The sequence below is a fragment of the Amycolatopsis suaedae genome (assembly GCF_004214935.1).
Taxonomy (GTDB): domain Bacteria; phylum Actinomycetota; class Actinomycetes; order Mycobacteriales; family Pseudonocardiaceae; genus Amycolatopsis; species Amycolatopsis suaedae.
On sequence record NZ_SFCC01000017.1, the window covers coordinates 152,504 to 172,150 of the forward strand.

18 protein-coding genes, 2 tRNA genes and 1 pseudogene are annotated in these 19,647 nt (G+C 72.4%); 11 read left to right on the top strand and 10 right to left on the bottom strand.

Annotation, left to right across the window (positions count from 1 at the left end):
* Positions 1-32: 32 nt before the first annotated feature.
* Both EWH70_RS29635 and EWH70_RS29640 read left to right on the top strand, forming a co-directional pair.
* Positions 33-596 (top strand): DinB family protein, encoded by a 564-nt coding sequence (locus EWH70_RS29635; protein ID WP_130478846.1) that lies wholly within the window; start codon positions 33-35, stop codon positions 594-596.
* Position 597: 1 nt separating this feature from the next.
* A complete protein-coding gene (locus EWH70_RS29640) occupies positions 598-1,035 on the top strand; it encodes a VOC family protein (RefSeq protein WP_130478847.1) in 438 nt (145 codons plus the stop codon).
* 1 nt (position 1,036) lies between these two features.
* Here the strand turns inward: EWH70_RS29640 and EWH70_RS29645 are convergent, their stop codons facing one another.
* Positions 1,037-3,541, bottom strand: coding sequence for a helix-turn-helix domain-containing protein (locus EWH70_RS29645; protein WP_240687297.1), 2,505 nt, complete (start codon positions 3,539-3,541; stop codon positions 1,037-1,039).
* The gene (locus tag EWH70_RS29650) at positions 3,538-4,821 is read right to left on the bottom strand and encodes an Hsp70 family protein (protein WP_130478848.1); all 1,284 of its coding nucleotides are present in this window, start codon (positions 4,819-4,821) and stop codon (positions 3,538-3,540) included. The genes EWH70_RS29645 and EWH70_RS29650 overlap by 4 nt, the downstream gene beginning before the upstream one ends.
* Positions 4,822-5,182: 361 nt before the next feature.
* On the opposite strand from EWH70_RS29650, the gene EWH70_RS29655 reads away from it, so the two are divergent.
* The 3 genes from EWH70_RS29655 (at position 5,183) to EWH70_RS29665 (ending at position 9,314) form a co-directional block, all read left to right on the top strand.
* A complete protein-coding gene (locus EWH70_RS29655) occupies positions 5,183-5,932 on the top strand; it encodes an IniB N-terminal domain-containing protein (protein WP_130478849.1) in 750 nt (249 codons plus the stop codon).
* Positions 5,933-6,102: 170 nt separating this feature from the next.
* Positions 6,103-7,914 carry a dynamin family protein gene (locus EWH70_RS29660; protein ID WP_240687298.1) on the top strand — a complete coding sequence of 604 codons (1,812 nt, stop codon included), beginning with the start codon at positions 6,103-6,105 and terminating at the stop codon, positions 7,912-7,914.
* Complete coding sequence (locus EWH70_RS29665) at positions 7,911-9,314, top strand: P-loop NTPase family protein (protein ID WP_130478851.1); 1,404 nt, start codon at positions 7,911-7,913, stop codon at positions 9,312-9,314. Before EWH70_RS29660 ends, EWH70_RS29665 begins: the two co-directional genes overlap by 4 nt.
* Positions 9,315-9,319: 5 nt before the next feature.
* Here EWH70_RS29665 and EWH70_RS29670 read toward each other — a convergent pair whose 3' ends face one another.
* A complete protein-coding gene (locus EWH70_RS29670) occupies positions 9,320-10,333 on the bottom strand; it encodes an autoinducer 2 ABC transporter substrate-binding protein (protein ID WP_130478852.1) in 1,014 nt (337 codons plus the stop codon).
* Positions 10,334-10,510: 177 nt separating this feature from the next.
* On the opposite strand from EWH70_RS29670, the gene EWH70_RS29675 reads away from it, so the two are divergent.
* Together EWH70_RS29675 and EWH70_RS29680 are read left to right on the top strand one after the other, a co-directional pair.
* Complete coding sequence (locus EWH70_RS29675; RefSeq protein ID WP_130478853.1) at positions 10,511-11,149, top strand: glycoside hydrolase family 25 protein; 639 nt, start codon at positions 10,511-10,513, stop codon at positions 11,147-11,149.
* A gap of 5 nt (positions 11,150-11,154) precedes the next feature.
* Complete coding sequence (locus tag EWH70_RS29680; RefSeq protein ID WP_130478854.1) at positions 11,155-12,018, top strand: peptidoglycan recognition protein family protein; 864 nt, start codon at positions 11,155-11,157, stop codon at positions 12,016-12,018.
* Positions 12,019-12,060: 42 nt separating this feature from the next.
* Here EWH70_RS29680 and EWH70_RS29685 read toward each other — a convergent pair.
* Positions 12,061-12,134 (bottom strand) — tRNA-Pro (locus EWH70_RS29685).
* A gap of 82 nt (positions 12,135-12,216) precedes the next feature.
* Here EWH70_RS29685 and EWH70_RS29690 point away from each other — a divergent pair.
* Positions 12,217-12,290 (top strand) — tRNA-Gly (locus EWH70_RS29690).
* Positions 12,291-12,294: 4 nt separating this feature from the next.
* Here EWH70_RS29690 and EWH70_RS29695 read toward each other — a convergent pair.
* Positions 12,295-13,056 (bottom strand): GntR family transcriptional regulator, encoded by a 762-nt coding sequence (locus EWH70_RS29695; RefSeq protein ID WP_130478855.1) that lies wholly within the window; start codon positions 13,054-13,056, stop codon positions 12,295-12,297.
* A 263-nt stretch (positions 13,057-13,319) separates the two neighbouring features.
* Positions 13,320-13,685 (bottom strand): MerR family transcriptional regulator, encoded by a 366-nt coding sequence (locus EWH70_RS29700; protein ID WP_130478874.1) that lies wholly within the window; start codon positions 13,683-13,685, stop codon positions 13,320-13,322.
* 101 nt (positions 13,686-13,786) lie between these two features.
* On the opposite strand from EWH70_RS29700, the gene EWH70_RS29705 reads away from it, so the two are divergent.
* Entirely contained in the window at positions 13,787-14,860 is a 1,074-nt protein-coding gene (locus tag EWH70_RS29705) for an alkene reductase (RefSeq protein WP_130478856.1), read from the top strand.
* Between the two features lie 457 nt (positions 14,861-15,317).
* Here the strand turns inward: EWH70_RS29705 and EWH70_RS29710 are convergent, their stop codons facing one another.
* Genes EWH70_RS29710 through EWH70_RS29725 form a run of 4 tightly spaced genes read right to left on the bottom strand, consistent with a single transcriptional unit; the run spans position 15,318 to position 17,585 of the window.
* Positions 15,318-15,758: a nuclear transport factor 2 family protein gene (locus EWH70_RS29710; RefSeq protein WP_165436466.1), complete on the bottom strand. Its 441-nt coding sequence runs from the start codon at positions 15,756-15,758 to the stop codon at positions 15,318-15,320.
* A complete protein-coding gene (locus tag EWH70_RS29715) occupies positions 15,755-16,636 on the bottom strand; it encodes a TIGR03619 family F420-dependent LLM class oxidoreductase (protein ID WP_130478857.1) in 882 nt (293 codons plus the stop codon). Before EWH70_RS29715 ends, EWH70_RS29710 begins: the two co-directional genes overlap by 4 nt.
* A gap of 36 nt (positions 16,637-16,672) precedes the next feature.
* Positions 16,673-16,972 carry a transcriptional regulator gene (locus tag EWH70_RS29720; RefSeq protein WP_130478858.1) on the bottom strand — a complete coding sequence of 100 codons (300 nt, stop codon included), beginning with the start codon at positions 16,970-16,972 and terminating at the stop codon, positions 16,673-16,675.
* A 1-nt stretch (position 16,973) separates the two neighbouring features.
* Complete coding sequence (locus EWH70_RS29725) at positions 16,974-17,585, bottom strand: hypothetical protein (RefSeq protein WP_130478859.1); 612 nt, start codon at positions 17,583-17,585, stop codon at positions 16,974-16,976.
* A gap of 771 nt (positions 17,586-18,356) precedes the next feature.
* Here EWH70_RS29725 and EWH70_RS36760 point away from each other — a divergent pair.
* Positions 18,357-18,686 (top strand): annotated as a pseudogene (locus EWH70_RS36760) (C40 family peptidase); the annotation flags it as partial.
* Between the two features lie 81 nt (positions 18,687-18,767).
* Positions 18,768-19,541 carry a hypothetical protein gene (locus EWH70_RS29735; RefSeq protein ID WP_130478860.1) on the top strand — a complete coding sequence of 258 codons (774 nt, stop codon included), beginning with the start codon at positions 18,768-18,770 and terminating at the stop codon, positions 19,539-19,541.
* Positions 19,542-19,647: the final 106 nt, after the last annotated feature.

The window sequence follows — 19,647 nt, forward strand, 5'->3', positions numbered from 1 at the left end:
ATCCTGTCCGCTATCCGCGAGACGCTGTCGCCATGACCTGGAATCCACTACTGCGCGAGCAACTCGACTGGCACTGGACGCGGCAGTTGCGCCGCCGCATCGACGGGCTCACCGACGACGAGTACTTCTGGGAACCGGCGCCCGGCTGCTGGAGCGTGCGGCCACGCGGTACCGGTACCGCCCCGGTGCAGGCCGGTGCCGGCGCGATGACCATCGACTTCGCCTCCCCCGAACCCGACCCGCCCCCGTTCACCACGATCGCCTGGCGGCTCGGGCACGTGATCGTCGGCGTGCTCGCCATGCGCAACGCAGCGCACTTCGGCCGCGCGGCCACCGACTACTTCTCGTTCCCCTACGCCGCGACCGCGGCGCAGGCACTGGACCAGCTCGACGCGGAGTACGCGACGTGGCTGGCCGGGGTCGAGTCCCTCGGCGAGGAGGGCCTGGCCCGCCCGGCGGGCGAGGCCGAGGGCGAGCACGCGCATCGCTCGATGGCGGTGCTGGTCCTGCACATCAACCGCGAGATGATCCACCATCTGTCCGAGATCTGCCTGCTGCGTGACCTCTACCTGCACACCCGACGGGAGGCGAGCTGACATGGCCCGCGACGTCCAGATCACCTTCGACTGCGCCGATCCGGCCGCACTGTCCGCGTTCTGGGCCGAGGTGCTCGGCTACCGGCTGGCCGCCCCGCCGCCCGGCTTCGACACCTGGGACGCGGCGCTGGACGCGCTGGGCGTCCCGCCCGAGCGGCGCAACGACGCCTCGGCGATCGTCGACCCGGACGGCGCCGGGCCGCGCGTGTTCTTCCAGCGGGTCCCGGAGGGCAAGTCCGCCAAGAACCGGGTGCACCTCGACGTCCGTGCCGCCCCCGGCCTGGAGGGCGACGAGCGGATGGCGGCCTTCGAGGCCGAGTGCGAGCGGCTGGTCGCCCTCGGCGCCACCCGGCTGGAGCGGCACGAGCCCGCTCCCCCGCTCAGCGGCGGCTTCATCGTCATGGCCGACCCGGAGGGCAACGAGTTCTGCCTGGACTGAGTCAGCCGCCGAGCGCCTGGCGCAGCTGGGTGAGCAGCTCGGCGCGGCTGGTCGCGCCGAGGCGGTGCCGCATCCGGGCCATGTGGTGCTCGACCGTCTTGGCCGAGATGAACAGCCGCGCCCCCACCTGCTTGTAGGTCAGGCCCTCCAGGACCAGCCTGGCCACCTGCAGCTCCCGCTCGCTCAGCCGCGCGCCCGGCCCGGCCGCCGGCACCGGGGCGCCGCCCGGCGCGGTCGGCCCCGCCGGGACGGCGGCCGGGGCGGGATCGGCCGACTGACCCTGCAGCAGCCGGGCGCAGTCCAGCAGCGCGAGCATGGCCTTGCGGTCCGCGGTGCGGATGGCGGCCTGCCCGGCCAGCCGGGCGCCGTCCCACCACAGCCCGGCGTCACGCAGGCCGTAGGCGGCGGCCTCCACCTCGGCCGGTTCGACGTCACCGGCGAGCACCTTGAGCCACGACTGCGCGGCCGCCGACATCGCCGCGTAGAACGGCCCGCGCCCGGCGCTGGCGGCCAGCGCGGCGGCGGCCCGCTCGGCGTCGGCGGGACGTTCGGCCAGCACCGCGGCGTGCAGCCCGCTCCAGTGCAGCGGCGTCGACCACAGCGGCGGGTCGCCGAGCGCGGCGAGCAATTCAGCTGCCCGGGCGAGATGCGGTGCCAGCCGGTCGCCGTCGCCGAGCCGGGCCGCGGCGATGGCCAGCTCACCGAACGGCAGCAGGGTGAACAGGTCGACGGGGTGACGCACCACCGCCTCACCGGCCCTGGCCCAGCCCGCCCGCAGCGCGGGCAGGTCACTGGCCCGGCGGGCCAGCCCCACCTCCAGCGCCACGGCGAACAGCCAGTCCCTGGGCGAGGACACCTCACCGGCCTCGGCGGCCCGTTCGGAGGCCAGCGCGATGTCGCCGCGCAGCATGGCCACCCACGCGTGCAGCAGCCGGTGCCGGGCGGCCAGCGGCGGACCGCCGGTGCCCGCCGCCAGCGCCCGCTCCAGCAACGGTTCGGCGATGGTCAGTTCACCGCAGTGGAGGGCGACCAGCGCGCCCAGCGCGGCGGGGCTGTCCGGCAGCACCACCGAGCGGCTCAGCGGTTCGAGGATCTCCGCGGAACCGACCAGGCCGGACAACGCCGCCGTCGCGGTCGCGGTGACCGACTCGACCATGCCGCGGGCCACCGACGTCAGCGCGCCGGACAGCAGCGTCGGCGGCTGCCCGCCGGCGTCCGGCCGGTCCAGGCCGGCCAGGGCCTGCTGGGCCTGTTCCAGCCTGCCGACGCCGAGCAGCGCGATCGGCGCGAACGTCGCCGCCGGGTGCTCCCCCGCCCAGCGCAGCAGGTCCGCGCTGCGGGCCAGGTGCCCGCGGTGGGCCAGTGCCGCGGCGGCGACGGCCGCGCCCTGCGCGCGGTCCGCGGGCGCCCCGCCGGCGACGACCTCGTCGGCCAGCCGCAGCGCGGTGTCCATGTCCCCGGCCAGCGCGACGGCCTCGGCCCGGCGAGCGCCCAGCGCGGCGGCGGGCAGCCCGGCGGCGACCGCCGCCTCCAGCAGGCGCGCGGCCAGGGCCGGGTCGGTGTCCAGCGCCTCGGCCGCGGCCGCCTCGAACGCCCTGGCCACACCGGGCACGACCGGATCGGCCAGCCACGGCCGGACGACCTCGAGCACCGGCAGGCCACGGTCGAGCAGCAACCCGGCCAGCCGCTGGCGGACCTCGGCGTGCTGCTCGGGGGGAACGTGCGCGGCCAACGTCGCCCGGGTGAGCGGCAGCAGGACGCCGTCCACACCGAACAGCCCGGTGGCCCGCGCCGTGTCGACGACGGCGGTGACCTCGGCGGTGTCCAGGCCGAGCAGGGCGCCCAGCAGCTCCAGGTCGGGTGCCGCGCCCGCGGCCACGGCCAGCAGCAGCCGCAGGACGTCCGGCGGGACGCCGTCGATCACGTGCCGGACGGCGGCCAGCGCACCCGCCGGCACGGCGTCAGGCGTCAGGTCCGGCGCGGTGGCCAGGCGGTGCACCAGTCCCGGTACGCCGCCGGTCTGCTCCAGGACGAAGTCCGGCAGTCCCTGCCCGACGGTGCCCAGCCGGGCGGCCAGGTGGGTGGCGACCTGGGCGCGGTCGAACGGCCGCAGCACGATCTGCCCGCGCAGCCTGGACAGGACGGCGGCCAGCCCGGCGGGCCGCGGCCGGGGCCGGGCCGCCACGACCAGGCCGGTGCGCTCGTCGGCGGCCAGGGCGGCCAGCCGGTCCAGTGCGGCGTCGTCGTAGGTGTGCACGTCGTCGGCGAGCACCAGGGCCGCCTCGCCGAGGAGGCCCGGCTCGCTGCCGGGCCCGACCCGGACCACGGCGACGCCGGTCGCGGTGCACAGCCGGTCGAGGTGGTCCAGCAACGCGGTCTTGCCGTACTCGCCGGGTGCCACGACGGCCAGCCTGGTCACCCCGGGCGGGCCCGCCGCGATGCCCTCGCACAGGCGCCGGGTCGGGGCGTCCAGCACCGGTTCGCCGGTGAGCACGTGCTCGGTCACGACCGGTCCCCCTTCCGGGCGGCCACGGCCTGCTTGCGCCACGGCGGGGTGAACCGCGGCGGCGCCTCCAGCGGCGTGATCTCCACCGGCGGGCGTTCCGGTGCGACGCCGACGCCCAGGTCGTCGGCGGAGTCGGACACCGGGTCGAGCGTGCGCGGGATCAGCGTGGTGGACGCGACCTGCTCGGGCTCGTGTCCACTCAGGACGATGCCGCGCGAGCCGGGCCGGACGACGGCGGCCGCGCCGCGGGCCAGCGCGCTGCCCGGGTCCGGGTCGACGACGACGGGCACGTCGAACGCCTCCTCGGCCAGCGCCGTCAGCAGTGGCACGCGGGCGGTGCCGCCGGCCAACAGCACCGCGCTCAGCTCGCCCGCCGGGACCGGCGCGGCGATGCGGGCACAGCGGGCCACCGCCGCCCGCAGCACGGGCGCGGCCAGGTGGTCGAAGTCGGAGCGGGTGATCCGGGCCTGCTGACCGGTGCCGTCGGGCAGCTCGACGGTCGCGTCCGGGGCGACCGACAGCCGTTCCTTGGCCCGCGTGCAGGAGGCACGCAGCAGGGCCATCGCGGCCCGCGAGTCCGGGTCGTCGGGGTCGGGCGGCGCCGCGTCGATACCGGCCAGCACGTGCGCCGCCAGCAGGTCGTCCAGCCGCGAGCCCGCCATGCCGCCGGCGTCCCTGGCGTGGGCGAGCAGGTCGAAGCCGGCCGCTGTCCGCCGGACGACGGCGGTGTCGACGTAGCACCCGCCGATCCGGCAGACCACCAGCACCTCACCCGGCTCACCCGGGTTGTCGACGTCGTGTGCCTCGGCGGCGGCCACCGGCGCGGGCAGCAGCAGGACGCCGGGCAGGCCGGCGGCCTCCAGCGCCCCGTGCAGGGCGCGCCTGCGGTGCGGGCCCCAGCCGGGCGGGCAGGTGAGCACGACCTTCTCGGCGGGGCCGCCGAGGGTGGCGGCGACCTGGTCGGCCACCCAGCCGGCCAGCGTCGCGGTGAGGACCTCGCCGGTGTAGGCGGTGTCGCCGAGCAGCAGCGGCACCGGGTCGCCGACCCGGTCGGTGAAGCCGCGGCCCGCCCACTCGGGTTCGAGCGCGGCCTGCCGGGCGGCCTGCCTGCCGAGTACGACCGAGCCGTCACCGGCCAGGTGCAGCACGGTCTCGACCCAGCGTGCGTCGCCGTCGAGCGGCGCGACCCGCGGGGCGCTCCATGACGCGCGCCCGGTCCGCCCGCACACGGCGGCGGTCGTACGGGTGCTCCCGAGGTCGATCCCCAGGACGTGAGTCATGCGGTTTCCCTCGCGGTCGCGTTCCGTGCACGAATCCGTACGGACGATAGCTGTTCCCGCCAATGGCGGACCCCGGAAGGGTGGTCGGACGGGCATTGTCCCGCAAGCCCCAGGGGGTGCCTGACGGGTGGGTCCGTCGCGAGCGTGGATCAGCGTGGTGATCGCCAAGGCGGAGGCAGGCCCTCGTACTGGCCGTACTCGGGCCTGCCGACAACGCAGGCGATCGCCGCGCTGGCCGCGCGTAGCAGGGGCCATCCGTCAGGCACCCCCTAATCCCCTAACCGGGCGGGCGGACAGTGGCGTCGCGATTAGGGACAGGGCCCCGATGTCGCGCGGGGTGAAAATGCCTACGCTGGAACCCGTGGCCGACCAGACACTGCACGACTTCGTGCTCACCCTGCTGACCGACGCCGGTGCGCGGTCGGCATTCCTGGCCGACCCGGAGACCGCGCTGGCCGCGGCGGGCCTGCCCGACGTCACCGCGCAGGACGTCCAGGAGGTCGTCCCGCTGGTGCTGGACTACGCCCCGGTCGACGGCCTGGGCTCGCTGGAGCCCGACCTGACGTCGCTGCCGACCGCGCCGGACGCCATCGAGCAGCTGCAGGCGCTGGCAGGCGTCGCCGGGTCCGAGCCGCTGGACGCCAAGGCCGTCCCCGAGGTGTCCGCGGGCACCCTGGCCGGCTTCGCCTCGTCCGGCGGCGACTGGCTGGCGCCCGGCGCCCAGCCCGGCGGCACGACGCTGGACGGCTACCTGACCGGCGTGCCGGCCGCGCCGGCGATCGACGTCCCGGCCGCGGTGCCCGAACCGGTCGTCCCGGAGCCCGCGCCGCTGCCCGAGCCGCTGGAACCGCCCGCCGAGCTGCCCCAGCTGCCCTCCGACGTCCCCACGCCGAACGAGCTCCCGGCCGACGTCCCGGACCTGCCGGTGAAGCTGCCGGTCGACCTGCCGGAACTGCCGGTGCTCAACCCGCTGCCCGACTCCGGCGACGCGCCGTCGCTGCCGGGCAACCCGCTGGGCGACGTCATCGACAAGAGCCCGCTGGGCGGCCTGCTGCCGGACAAGCCGGGGCTGCCGGATCTCGGCGACACCCTCGGCGGGCTGCTGCACTGACCGTCACCACCGCCCTCGACCGAGTTTCACCTGGTCAGGCCCCACAACCACGTTAGCCGCGCCACGAAGGGTGGACTGGTCGGTCCTGAGATGCCGACCAGTCCACCTTTCGATATCGACTCGGACACGGCACACTCCACCGGGTGATGGCTCCGCCCTGGCTAACGCTGATGGACGACACCATCCGGGTCTGCTCGGCACACGGCACCCCGGATCTTGTCCAGCGGCTGCGCGAGCGAAGAGCACAGCTGCTGGATCCGAAGCTGCGTGTCCTGGTCATCGGCGAGCAGGGCCAGGGCAAGAGCCAGCTGGTGAACGCGCTGGTCAACGCGCCGGTCTGCGCCGTCGGTGACGACACGACCACCACCGTCCCCGCCGTCCTGGAGTACACGAAGACGCCGACGGCCGCGGTGCTCACCGCCGCCCCGGACGCCGGACGCCGCGAACTCACCCAGGCCCCGCACCGCCAGCCGGTGGCGGTGGAGAAGGTGACCGCGACCGCCAACCAGGAGGCCGCGCGCCCGGGCGGGGAGATGGTCCGCGCGCAGGTCGGGCTGCCCAGCCCGCTGCTGTCCGCGGGCCTGGTCCTGGTGGACACCCCGGCGTCGGGCGCCGCCCGGCCGGGCAAGGCGACTTTCACCGAGATCCTGCGGGCCGACGCCGTGCTGCTCGCCTCCGACGCGACCAGCGAGTTCTCCGCGAGCGAGCTGGACCTGCTCGGTCAGGTGAGCAGAGTGTGCCCGACGGTGATGGTGGCGCTGACCAAGATCGACATCGTGCCCGGCTGGCGGGCGGTGGCCGAGCGCAACCGGGCCTACCTGGCCAGGGCGGGCGTCGGCGCGCCGGTGGTCCCGGTGTCGGCGACGCTGCGGCTGGCCGCCGCGAAGGCAGGCGACCGCGAGCTCAACGCCGAATCGGGCTTCGAGGAACTGCTGCGCCGGGTCAAGCACGACTGGCTCGACCAGGCCGACGTGCTCAACCGGCGGTCGGTGGCGGCGCTGGCCGGGATGGCCGTCGAGCAGCTGGCCGGTCCCCTGCAGGAGGAGCTGGCGGCGGCGTCGGCCGAGAAGCCGAAGGGCGACTCGGTGGCGCGCTGGCACACGGCAGGCCGCAAGCTGGAGCAGTTGCAGCGCGACTCGGCCCGCTGGCAGACCATGCTGTCCGACGAGGTGTCCGACCTCATCGCCGACCTGGAGTTCGACCTGCGCGACCGGACCAGGCGCATCCTGCGGGAGGTCGACGAGTACTTCGAGGCCGCCGACCCCAACCGGACCTGGGGCGAGTTCGAGGACTGGCTGCGGGACAACCTGGCGACGGTCGCGGAGACCAACTTCACCTGGCTGCTGGAGCGGTTCGACTGGATCGCCCGCAAGATCGCCAGGCAGATCGCGCCCGACCACAAGGACCTGCTGCCCGACCTGCTGGTGGCCGACGCGCCGGACGACCACGCGTCCGGGATCCGCACGCCGAAGGTGGAGCGGTTCACCATCGGGCAGAAGCTTTTCGTCGGCATGCGCGGGTCCTACACCGGCCTGCTGATGTTCGGTCTGGCCACAACGGTGGCGGGCATGCCGCTGATCAACCCGATCTCGCTGGGCGCCGGTGTGGCGTTCGGCGCCAAGAGCGTGTTCGAGGAACGCGGCAACCGGCTCAAGCGCAGGCAGGCCACGGCCAAGACCGCGGCGCAGCGGCACGTCGACGACTTCTTCCTCGCCTACGGCAAGGAGAGCAAGGACGCGGCCCGGCTGCTGCAGCGGGCCGTCCGGGACCGCTTCGCCGCCTACGCCGAGCAGCAGCGGGCCGAGATCACCGCGTCGGCCAAGGCGATCAAGCAGGTGATCGACGCCGAGGCGGCCGAGCGGACACGGCGGACCCAGGCGGTCCGGACCGGCATCGCCGAGCTGGCGGCCATCCGGCAGCGGGTGCAGGCAATGGCGGCCGTGCGGCTGCCCGAGCAGCGCACCCGCGGGCTGATCGCTTGACGCCGCCGACCACCGCGGAGCAGACACTGGCGCTGTACGACCGGGCGCTGGAGCTGTACCGGGACAATCCGAGGGCGACGGCGTGGCTGCACCGCCAGCTGGCCCGGTTCTCCGAGCCGCTGCGGCTGGCCGTCGCCGGCGCGGCCGGGGTGGGCAGGTCGACGCTGGTGAACGCGCTGGCCGGGGACGAAGTCGCGCCGCTGGAGGTCGGCGGCAGGCAGGTGCCGGTCAGCTACCGCGGCGGCACCGAGCCCAGGGCACTGGCCCACGGGGCGGGTCCGCTGCCCGCCGAGCGGGCAGGCAGGCGGCTGCGGGTCGACACGACCGGGCTCCCGGCCGAGCAGGTGGAGCGGATCGAGGTGGACTGGCCCAGCCGGTCGCTGCGTGATCTGGTCGTGCTGGACACGCCGCCGCTGCCTGCCGACGTCACCCCGCGTGCCGCCCAGGGGATGCTGACCGACGCCGACGCGGTGGTGTACCTGGTGCGCCGCCCCGCCGACGCCGACCTGGCGCCGTTGCGGGCACTGCACACGCACACCCTGGGCGGCGGGCTGCCGGTGCACACGCTGGTCGCCCTGGCCAGAGCCGACGAGCTGGGTGCGGGCCGGGTGGACGCACTGATCTCGGCACGGCAGATCGCCCGCAGGCGGCGGCGGGAGCCGTCGCTGTCCGAGCTGGGGCAGGACGTCCTGCCGGTGGCCGGGCTGCTGGCGGCCGCGGGCCGGACGCTGACCGAGCCGGAGCACGCCGCGCTGGTCGCGCTGGCCAGGGTCGACCGTCCGACGCTGGAGGCGCAGCTGCTGTCGGCCGACCGGTTCACCAGGGCGGAGTCGCCGCTGCCGCTGGACGCCGGTGCGCGGGCGCACCTGCTGGGCCGGTTCGGGTTGTTCGGCCTGCGCCTGGCGACGACGCTGGTCCGGCGCGGCGCGGCCACCCAGCCCGCGCTGGCCGCCGAGCTGGTGCAGCGCAGCGGGCTCGGTGAGCTGCGCGAGGCGATCTCGCTGCACTTCATCGAGCGGGAGGACGTGCTCAAGGCGCGGGCGGCGCTGCTCGGGCTGGACGTCGTGCTGCGGGGCGAGCCCGTGCCCGGCGCCGAGCTGCTGGCCGTCGAGCTGGAGGCGGTGCTGGCCGGTGCGCACGAGCTGCGGGAGCTACGGTTGCTGTCGGCGCTGCGGACCGGGCGCAGCACACTGCCGGAGACGCTGCGCGAGGAGGCGGTCCGGCTCGCCGGCGGCGACGGGGCCGACCCGGTGGCGCGCCTGGGCGAGGACTGGCCCGCGCAGGCGCAGGAGGCGCTGTGGCGGTGGCGTTCCCTCGCGGAGAACCCGGTGCTGGACGCCGCGGCCCGGCAGGACGCCGCCGTGCTGGCCCGCACCTGCGAAGGCTTGTTCGCCCAGTAGCCCACTCAGTACGGGAATTGATCGACGTTGTCGTTGGTGATCAGCAACGGCTCGCCGAGCAGCAGGGTGCGGTTGATCGCGGTGTACCGCACGGCGGGCAGCTCCGCGCTGACCCGGTTCATCGGCTCCAGCGGCCTGCCCTCGGCGACCTCGTTGGCCGCCCAGGCGGTCAGGTAGCCGAGGTTCTCGACGTCCCACAGCACGGCCGCCGCGGCGGAACCGTCGCGCAGGTAGGGCTTCATCGTCTGCGGCGTGCCGACGCCGACGGTGAACACCTTGCCGATGTTGCCGGTGTCCCGCACGGCCTGCGCGACCCCGGGCGCGGACGTCGTGCACTCGCCGACCAGGCCGGTGAGATCCGGGTGGGCGGCCATCAGTTCCTTCGCCTTGGCGGTCGCGGCCCGCTGGTCCTCACCGACGTAGGACACGTCGACGATCTGCGCGTTCGGGTAGGTGCGGGCGGTGTAGGCGCGCTGCACGGCGATCCACGCGTTGAGGTTGGCCGCCGTCGGTCCACATGAGACGATCGCGTACTTGCCGGTGCCGCCGGTCTTGTTCATCAGCGCGTCGGTCAGCGTGTGCCCGACACCCTCCGGGCTGGCCTGGTTGACGAACAGTTCACGGACCGAGTTGGGTGCGTCGGTGTCGGTGGTGAGCACCTTGATGCCCTGGCCGCTGGCCTCGGCCAGGACGGTGTCGATGGCGGCGGGGTCGTTGGGGGCGACCACGATGACGTCGACGCGTTCCTGGATCAGCGAGCGGACCACCTGAACCTGCGCGGGCGGGTCGACTGTGGACGGTCCGCGGTAGATCCACTCCGCACCGAGGGTTTCGGCCGCCTGCCTGCCGCCGACGTCCATGGCCTTGAAGTACGGGATCTCCGCGACCTTGGGCACGAACGCGATCCGCACCCTCGGCGAGTCGTTGCCCGGAGCCGGTTCGCCACCCGCGTCGCAACCGGCCACGGCGAGCACCGCGGCCAGGAGCAGAGACGGCAACCGGCAGGACAACAACCGCATTTCGAGCCACCCAGCTTGTGTCTAACACCACGACCGGTCGGGGTTCCGGTGTGCGTGTGCGGAGCCAAGGTAGACCACCGGGGTGAACGACGGGCGACCACCGTCCGCATTCGTCCGGGTACCCACCCGGCGCGGTGAGGTGACGGTGCGGTGACGGCCGGTCCCGACGATGACGCCATGACGTTCACGCCACTGGATCTGCTCGACGTGTCCAGCCTTCAGGGGACAATCGACTGGGCCGCTGTGCGCCGCGGCGGATACCGGGGCGCCTACATCCGGCTCACCCGCGGCCTGGAGGAGGTCGACGCGCTCGCCGCCGACAACCTGGCCGGCTGCCTGCGCAACGGCCTGCTGCCGGGGTTCTACCACCGGGCCTTCCACGAACTGGGCAAACCGGACGTACAGGCACTGCATTTCGCCATGCACCTGCAGCGGGTCGCCGGGCCGGTGCGGATGCTCCCGCCGGTGCTCGACTACGAGGACCAGGCGCCGGGCAAGGAGTTCTGCCAGACGTTCCTCGCCGCGGTCCGTGGCTACACCGGGCGGCGCACGCAGGTGATCTACACGTCGGGGTCGTTCGTGGACCAGTGGGTCGGCGGCGAGTCGTGGATGGATCCGGACATCTGGCTGTGGATCGCCGACTCCGGCAAGTACACCGGCGCCACGCCGGGCAAGCCGAAGTACCTGACGACGCGGGTGGTGCTGCACCAGCACTCCGGCCCGCAGCCGAACGTCCCGGGCATTCCGGCGGATGCCCCCAACCCGTTGTGTGACGTCAACCGGTCCACCGGTGACCTGTCCCAGATTGTGAGGTGAGTGGCATGCCTGGATCCGTGGCCGCCGTGGTGGCCGAGCTGCGCCGGCGCGGGATGACGGTGCACGAGTGGCCGGGCTGGCAGAACCGCGGTAACGGGGATTCCGCGGACTGGTGCGGCGGGCTGGTGCACCACACCGGCGGTTCGTACAGCATGGCCTACGCGCTGCTGGCCGACGGCCGTGGCGGGCGCGATCCGCTGGCCGGCCCGCTGTGCAACTTCGCGGGCAACGTCGACGGAACGCTCACGGTCATCGCGGCCGGGGTCGCCAACCACGCCGGGGCGTCCGGCGGCAAGTCGATGGGCCCGCTGCCCGTCACCGGGAGGTTCAACCGCAGGGTGATGGGCCTGGAGATCTGCTACCCCGGCGATGCCCCGATGCGGGACGCGCAGTACCGCGCCGCGCTGGTGTGGGCGCGGGTGGTCGCCGACGTCTGCGGCGGCGGCGACATCCAGCGGGTCCGGGCCCATGCCGAGACCAGCGTGAAAGGCAAGTGGGACCCCGGCTACGCCGAGGGCAAGACCATCGACATGAACAAGTTCCGCGCCGAGGCCGCGGTGGCAGAAGGAGGAGACGACATGGCTCTGGACGATGTGCTGGGCAAGCGGCCCGACGGCGTGCCGTTCACGGTGCGGGACGCGCTGGCCAACCTGTACCTGGGCGCGTTCTACGGCGGCGGCGACTCGGGTGCGCGCCCGGTCTACAAGACCGTCAACGCCATCAACGACGACCTGGGCAAGGCACACGCCCAGACCGGCAAGACCAACGGGCAGCTGCAGGTCGAGCAGCAGAAGATGCTGGAGAACCTGCAGAAGGCCGTCGGCGATCTGCAGACGTCGGTGGCGTCGCTGGCCGAGAAGCTGAAGTAACGCGTGAAGGCCCCTTCGACGAGTCGAAGGGGCCTTCTCCGGTCGGGACGACAGGATTTGAACCTGCGACCCTCCGCTCCCAAAGCGGATGCGCTACCAAGCTGCGCCACGTCCCGGAACCACGCCACCCGACGGGTGGGTGTGACCCACTCTATCGGCAGCCGCTAAGCTACCTGCGCGCCGGTCCGGCCGGTGCATGCGGGCGTAGCTCAATGGTAGAGCCCCAGTCTTCCAAACTGGTGGTGCGGGTTCGATTCCCGTCGCCCGCTCCACAAATCACTCGGCGGGCCACTCGTAGGACAACTCGTACCGGTCCGCGGGCAACACCATGTCGTTCATCTCCAGCGGTGTGCCGTCCTCGCCGTAGGCGACGCGGGTAACGGTCACCACGGGCACGCCCTGGTCGATCTGAAGAGCCGACGCCTCCTCCGGTGACGGCATCCGGGCGCCGACATGCTCGACGAAGTGGCCGATGGCGTACCCGGCCTCCTCCAGTCGCGCGTAGGTGCCACCAGGGCCGGTGTCGACCTCCTCGACGGCGGTGCCGCGGGTGAACTCCCGTCGCAGCCGCGACACGGCCAGCTGGACGATCAGTCCGTTGGCCCGCATAACCCGGTCCCGCACCGTGACTTCGGTGCCAACGTCGACTGCGAGCGTCTCCGCGACGCGGTCGTCGGCAGACTCGAAGCGGACCTTGACCGACGACGAGGCGGTGAAGCCTTTCGCGGCGGCGTCGGCGAGAAACGCGCCCTGGTCGCGTTCCCGGGCAGCACGGGACAGCCGTGACCGCGACAGGCGCTGGATCATGGCCGGAGGGCGGACGAACACGCCGCGACCGTGCTCGGCGGTCACGAGGCCCTCGGACCGCAGCACGTTCACGGCGTCGCGGATGGTCGGCCGGGACACGCCGTAGGCCTCGACCAGTTCACGCTCACTGGGCAGCTTCGTCCCCGGCGCGTACTCGCCGGCTTCGATACGGCCCCGCAGATCAGCGGCCACCTGCCGGAAGGCTGGGACTCCGCTCGTTTTGTCCACCATCGGGCCAATTCTCCACACGTCCGGTCGTCTTGACCAGTTACCCGCCATGAGGTCAACTGGTAAGGACATGTTGGCCAGTTGACGAGGAGCTCACGATGGCGAAGACGGCTGAACCCGCGCCTCGTCGCCGCCCGGCAAGGCGTCCACCCCGACCGTCATCGAACGAACCGCCGGTGCGACCGGCCATCGTGTGCTTGTACGACGATCACTTCATCCACCGCACCTGCCCGTGCTTCGAGGGCAGGCAACGGTGAGAGACCCCTTCAGCTGGCCAGTTCCTCGCGGTGCGCGCGGTTGGCCCTGATGAGGCCGTCGAGCGAGTCCCGGGTCCGGATGAGGTCGGCGATGTGCTCGGACAGCCGCTCCCGTTCCTGGACCATCCGTTCCAGCGCGGCGTCGGAGTTCTCCTCGCTGGGCGAGTCGACGCACGGCAGGAGTTCGGCGATGGTGCGGCTGGACAGGCCGGCGGCGTACATCCGCTGGATGAACTCCACCCGCGCCACCTCCTTGGCCGTGTAGTGGCGCTGGCCGCTGGCGCTGCGGGTGCTGTTCAGCAGGCCCTGTTCCTCGTAGTAGCGCAGGGACCGGACACTGACCCCGGTTCGTGCCGCCACCTCCCCGATGCGCAATCCGTCCTCCCCGCTGTGACCCGCGGCACAGAGCTTTGCCTCTGACATCGATGTGAGCTTCTAGCGTAGCCGCAGTACCCCACTACGCGAAGGAGCCTGACGTGACAACGCTTTTCGACGGCTACCGGCTCGGCGACCTGCGCCTGCCCAACCGGGTGGTGATGGCACCGATGACGCGGGTGCGGGCCGCGGCCGGTGGCCTCGCGACGCCGTCGATGGCGGCCCACTACGCCCAGCGGGCGACGGCCGGGCTGCTGGTGAGCGAGGGCGTCCAGCCGAGCCTGATCGGCCAGTCCAACCCGGGCACCCCGGGTCTGCACACCGAGGAGCAGATCGCCGCCTGGCGACCGGTGACCGCGGCCGTGCACACCAACGGCGGGCGCATCTTCGCGCAGATCATGCACGGCGGACGGGTGTCCCACCCCGACACCACCGGGCTGCAGCCAGTCGGTCCCTCGGCCGTGCCCGCCGTCGGCAACGTGTTCACCCCGAACGGGCCCCAGCCCGCGCCGATGCCTCGCGCGCTGGACACCGCCGAGATCCCCGAGCACGCCCACTCCTACGCCGCGGCCGCCCGAGCCGCCATCGACGCCGGCTTCGACGGCGTGGAACTGCACGGCGCCAACGGTTACCTGATCTCGCAGTTCCTGTCCTCGAACGCGAACCTGCGCACGGACCGCTACGGCGGCCCGGTGGCCAACCGGATCCGGTTCGCCGTCGAGGCGGTGTCCGCGACCGTGGACGCCGTCGGCGCGGACCGGACCGGCATCCGCCTCTCGCCGGGCGGAACCTTCTGGGGCGTCGAGGAAACCGAGGTCCCCGAGCTGTACGCCGCGCTGCTGCACGAGCTGGCCCGCCTCCAGGTCGCCTACGTCCACCTGGAGGCCACCGCGGACGAGGAGGTGCTGGTGGGCCTTCGCCGCGCCTGGCCGGGCACGCTCATCATGAACCCGGTCGTCCCGATGGGACCGAAGCAGGCCGACCGGGCCGCGGCCGACCACTGGCTCGGGCTGGGTGCCGACCTCATCAGCTTCGGCCGCGCCTTCATCGCCAACCCCGACCTCGTCGAGCGGCTGCGCAACGCGCTGCCGCTCGCGCCGGTCGACGAGGCCACGTTCTACGAGGGCGGCGACGCCGGTTACCTGACCTATCCGGCGTACCAGTACCCGGCCTGACGAGCCGCCACGAGCACGTGAAGGCCACCTTCACCACGTGAGACGTCAGGGTCCCGGCAAAGTCCGGGGTGCGGCAGGGCGAGGCGGGTGGTCCCGAGCGCAGAATTCGCGGGCCGCAATGCAGAACTCGCGGTCGTGAGCGCAGAACTCACGATGTGGACGCCGGTTCCAGATCGCGAGACGTGGCCCGGCCCAGGCTCGTGAAGGCCACCTTCATTACGTGTGACGTAATGAAGGTGGCCTTCACGTACTTGACGCTTGCTGGGTTGTCTCGTTCGTGGTGACTGGTGGGGTGGTTGTGGTGTGCGAGGCCGGTGGGGCGGGTGCGCCGGGGTGAGGGCGGATGTGGTGGCGTCAGATGCCGTGAAAGGGGCCCTCACGGCAATCGCGCCGGGCCTCGACTTTGCCGGGGCCCTGACGCGAACGTAATGAAGGTGGCCTTCACGTGCTTCGGCCGCTACACCTGACGGGCCGTCGCCATGGCGCGGTCGACCTCCCAGAAGGCCCGCATCGAGCGGATCAGGCCGTCCGGGCCGACGCGGTAGACGAACACGCCGTCGGTGTCCACCACGTACCCGCCGGGCAGGTGGCTGGTGATCGTGCCGACGTTGGCCACCTCGTCGCCGGCCGCGTGCGAGTCCCGCATGGTGAACTCGAAACGCTCCACCTGCGCGATCGCCTTGTCCCAGAAGGCCGCGATCCCGTCGCGGCCGTGGTGGCCGGTGCCCTCGGGGTCGAAGCCGGACGGGCCGACCGGGTCCTCGACAACGCCGTCCTGCGCGAACAGCGCCAGCCATTCCTCCTTGTTCCCGGCCGAGACGGCGTTCATCGAGCGCCAGGCCGCGACCCGGGCAGGCGGCTGTTCCTCGTCGGGGTTCCACGGCACGGTGACGGTCACGGACGGCCTCCCAGCGGGGCGATGATCTCCTCGGCGAACTTCTTCATCGACGCCTTCTTCGCCTCGACGTCGGCGTCGAACCCGAGGCCGTCGAAGACCCACGGCATGGTGATCGCGTCGGTCACCCCGGCCTCGGCCTGCTCGCGGTAGCCGTCGAGGCCGAACCGGTCGACGCAGACCGCCTGGTACTCGAACGGCACGTCGGCGCGGCCGTACTCGGCCAGCAGCGTGCGCAGCCGCCCGATGGTCTCGCGCAGCTCGTCCAGCGTCATCATCGCCGACGACCAGCCGTCGCCGACCCGCGCGGCGCGGCGCAGCGCGACCTCGGTGTGCCCACCGACGTAGAACGGCACCCGCCGCGCCGGCGCCGGGCTCATCCGCAGCCTGCCGAAGTCGAAGAACTCGCCGTGGTACTCGACCATCCCGCCGTCGAGGATCAGCCGCAGCACCTCGATGGCCTCGTCGACGCGCTTGCCGCGCCGCTCGTAGGGCGCCCCGCACCAGCGGAACTCCTCCGGCGACCAGCCCACCCCCAGCCCGAGGCCGAACCGGTCACCGGTGAGCACCGCGGCCGAGCCGACCTGGCGGGCCAGCAGCACCGGATTGCGGGAGCCGAGCTTGAGCACCGAGGTGTAGAACCGGATGTCGCTGGTGACCGCGCCCATGGCCGCGGTGGCGACCAGTGGGTCGACCCAGGGCGTCTCCTCGGTCCAGAACCTGTTCCCGTCCGGGGTGTAGGGGTAGTCGGCGGACACCGACTCCGAATAGAACAGCGAGTCGGGCAGGGCGATCGAGGAGAATCCGCACTCCTCAGCCGCCGCAGCGAGTTCGGTGAGCTGGTCAGGTGGGCACATCGCCACGGACAGGGTGAACTTCACGCGTCGACACCTCCAGAACACGGACTATAACGTGTTCTAGTTTTCGCCGCCAGAGCCGAGCAGCTCGCGCAGGTTCGCGGTGTATTCGTCGAACGCCAGCCGCCCCTTGGCCGTCAGTTCGAGATAGGTGACCGGGGTGCGCCGCTCGTGGGTCTTGGTGACTGCCACATAACCCGCGTCCTCCAGCTTGCGCAGATGCGTGGACAGGTTGCCCGCCGTCATGTCCAGCAGCTGCTGCAGCCGGGGGAACGAGATCGAGTCCCCTTCGGGCAGAGCCGACAGCGCCACGGTCACCCGCAGCCGCGCCTGGGCGTGGATCACCGGATCCAGTTCCACGTCAGCCCCTCCTCACCGACACCACGGCACGCGAGCCGAAGCCGAGCAGGCCGGCGACGGCGAGGACCAGGGCCTGGTAATCCATTCCCACCAGGACGCTGACCACGGCGGAGGCGAGGAACACCACGCCGACGGCATAGAAGGCGATGTCGCGGAACATGGCGCCGCCGGCCAGGCACAGCGCACCGGCCAGCGTCATCGTCGTTCCCGACCACAGCACCGGGACAAGATCCTTCGGCAGCCCGTTCGACTGCAACATCAGGTTGACCGCGACCAGCGCGCCGTAGGACAACGTCCAGCTCCACCCGTAGAGCGCACCGGACAGCACCGACGGCCCGCGCAGCCCCCTGCCCGACCGCACCCCGAGCACAGCCGAGACGACGACCCCGGCAACGATCGCCACAGCCGTGATCACCCCGGCCACCCAGTACGGAATCACGGGCCCCGGCCAGCCACGGCCGGCGAGGTGGAACGCGAGGAAGCTGACGAACCACAGGCCCGCCCACATCCCGTTCAGCACTCCGACCGAGGCGGACAGCTTGCGCCGCACGTCGGCCCGTTCCTGTTCGATCACCTCGAGCGACCGCTCGGGCGACAGCGTCTCGTCGGCCATCGCACACCCTCCAACTTTGCAGCACAAACTACTCGCACTTTGTACTGCAAAGTGCTTGGTCAACACAAGCTCGCACCAAGGGGTGACGGACGACGCCACACACCTATGATCCACATCACAGGCAATTCCGGAATACCTTTGTTGTGATTTTCCCATTTTCCCGCACTGAGCTGGGCGAGTTCGCCAACCCCGCGACAGCGGCTTGTTGTTTACGTCACCCGAACATGCGATTGGGCAAATTGACACATTTCTGACCAGGTCGTTTACCGTTCCGTGATTGACGGCCGGAAAGGGCCCGCCGCGCCGTCACGAGAAAAGAAATCCAGTACCCCGACACTGGAGGAAATGGTGTCCCCTGCCCATTGGCGGCGCCCGACCGCCGCCATCGCCTGCCTCGCCTGTGCCACGAGCGCCATGCTCGCGTTCCCCGGCCAGGCGGGAGCGGCCTTCTCCACCCAGCAGACCATGGCCGCCGCCCCCTCCCCCGTTCAGTGGGGCAGCGACCTGACCTTCACCGGCAAGCTCAGCGGTCTCGGTGACCGCCCGCTGGCCGACCAGCCGGTCGACCTCGAGTGGCGGCCCGCCGCCGACAAGCCGTGGTCGGTGTCCGCCTCCGGGCGCACCAACGCCGAGGGAACCGCCGCCATCCCCGCCACGGTCACGGTGAGCGCCGAGTGGCGCATCACCTTCCGCGGCAACCGGCTCTACGACCCCTCCTCGTCGAACCCGGTCAGCGTCGAGTCCAAGCGGCCGACCGACCAGCTGCTGCTCGACGCGGCCGCCGCCCAGGCGGGCAAGCCGTACTCCTACGGCGCGACCGGACCGGACGCGTTCGACTGCTCCGGGCTGACCCAGTTCGTGCACCGCCAGGTCGGCATCGAGCTGCCCCGCACGTCGCGCGACCAGCGCGCCGCGCTCGGCCACATCGACAAGTCCGCCATGCGGCCGGGCGACCTGGTGTTCTTCGGCAACGGCCGCAGCGTCTACCACGTCGGCATCTTCGCCGGTGACAACAAGATGTGGGCCGCGCCGGAGACCGGTGACGTCGTCCGCCTGCAGAACATCTGGACCGACGCCTACACCGTGGGACGGGCGTGGTGACCCGGTCGTGACCGGGGACGGGAACGAACCGGACAACGTTCTCGTTGTCCGGTTCGAGAACCCCCGAACCTGGAGTCACGCATGGGTACCGCCATCGTTCTGATCGTTCTGCTGGTCCTCGTGGTCGGCGGCGCGGCGTACCTCGTCAACACGCAGGCCAAAGCCAAGCGCCAGCGTCTCGAGGACGCCAAGGCCGACGCCCGCAGGCTGGTGGAGCGCCTCGGCGGCCAGGTGCTCAACCTGGTCGGCACCGACACGGCCTCCCAGCAGGCACTGGCCGACGCCTCCGAGCGCTACACCGCCGCCGGCTCGCAGATGGAGCAGGCCCAGACCATCGAGCAGGCCAAGCTGGTCAAGGAGACCGCCGTCGAGGGCCTGTACTACGTCCGGGCCGCCCGGCTGGCCATGGGCATGGACCCCGGCCCCGAACTGCCGCGCGACCCCGAGCGGGAGAACGCCGGCGCCGTCACCGAGCACCGGTCGGTCGAGGTCGAGGGACAGCACTACGAGGCCTCGCCCGAGCCCGGCGCCAACACGCCGCACTACTACCCCGGCGGCCGCGTCGCCGGACGCCCGGTGCCGCAGGGCTGGTACAGCGAGCCGTGGTGGAAGCCCGCGCTCGTCGCCGGCGCCTGGGGCCTGGGCTCGATGCTGTTGTTCAGCGCCATGTTCTCCGGCATGGCAGGCATCGCCAGCGCCGACGCCTGGGCGTCGGGCTACAACGCCGGCCAGGAGGAGGCCGCCGCGGACGCGGGCGCCGACGGCGGTGACGCCGGAGGCGACGCCGGCGGCGACTTCGGCGGTGGTGACTTCGGAGGCGGCGACTTCGGGGGCGGCGACTTCGGCGGCTTCTAGCTCGTGAAGGCCACCTTCATTACGTGAGACCTGGATCCACCGACGATGATGACGAATTGATCGTGTCGTAGACACGCAGATGCCCTCTGACCTGGGATTGTTGTTC

Excerpts from the sequence above, each read along its gene's own strand:
- EWH70_RS29680 (WP_130478854.1), top strand. The coding sequence starts at position 11,155 with ATGCCTGGATCCGTGGCCGCCGTGGTGGCCGAGCTGCGCCGGCGCGGG.
- EWH70_RS29670 (WP_130478852.1), bottom strand. The coding sequence starts at position 10,333 with ATGCGGTTGTTGTCCTGCCGGTTGCCGTCTCTGCTCCTGGCCGCGGTG.
- EWH70_RS29675 (WP_130478853.1), top strand. The coding sequence starts at position 10,511 with ATGACGTTCACGCCACTGGATCTGCTCGACGTGTCCAGCCTTCAGGGG.
- EWH70_RS29660 (WP_240687298.1), top strand. The coding sequence starts at position 6,103 with ATGGACGACACCATCCGGGTCTGCTCGGCACACGGCACCCCGGATCTT.
- EWH70_RS29640 (WP_130478847.1), top strand. The coding sequence starts at position 598 with ATGGCCCGCGACGTCCAGATCACCTTCGACTGCGCCGATCCGGCCGCA.
- EWH70_RS29725 (WP_130478859.1), bottom strand. The coding sequence starts at position 17,585 with ATGGCCGACGAGACGCTGTCGCCCGAGCGGTCGCTCGAGGTGATCGAA.
- EWH70_RS29635 (WP_130478846.1), top strand. The coding sequence starts at position 33 with ATGACCTGGAATCCACTACTGCGCGAGCAACTCGACTGGCACTGGACG.
- EWH70_RS29735 (WP_130478860.1), top strand. The coding sequence starts at position 18,768 with ATGGGTACCGCCATCGTTCTGATCGTTCTGCTGGTCCTCGTGGTCGGC.
- EWH70_RS29695 (WP_130478855.1), bottom strand. The coding sequence starts at position 13,056 with ATGGTGGACAAAACGAGCGGAGTCCCAGCCTTCCGGCAGGTGGCCGCT.
- EWH70_RS29650 (WP_130478848.1), bottom strand. The coding sequence starts at position 4,821 with ATGACTCACGTCCTGGGGATCGACCTCGGGAGCACCCGTACGACCGCC.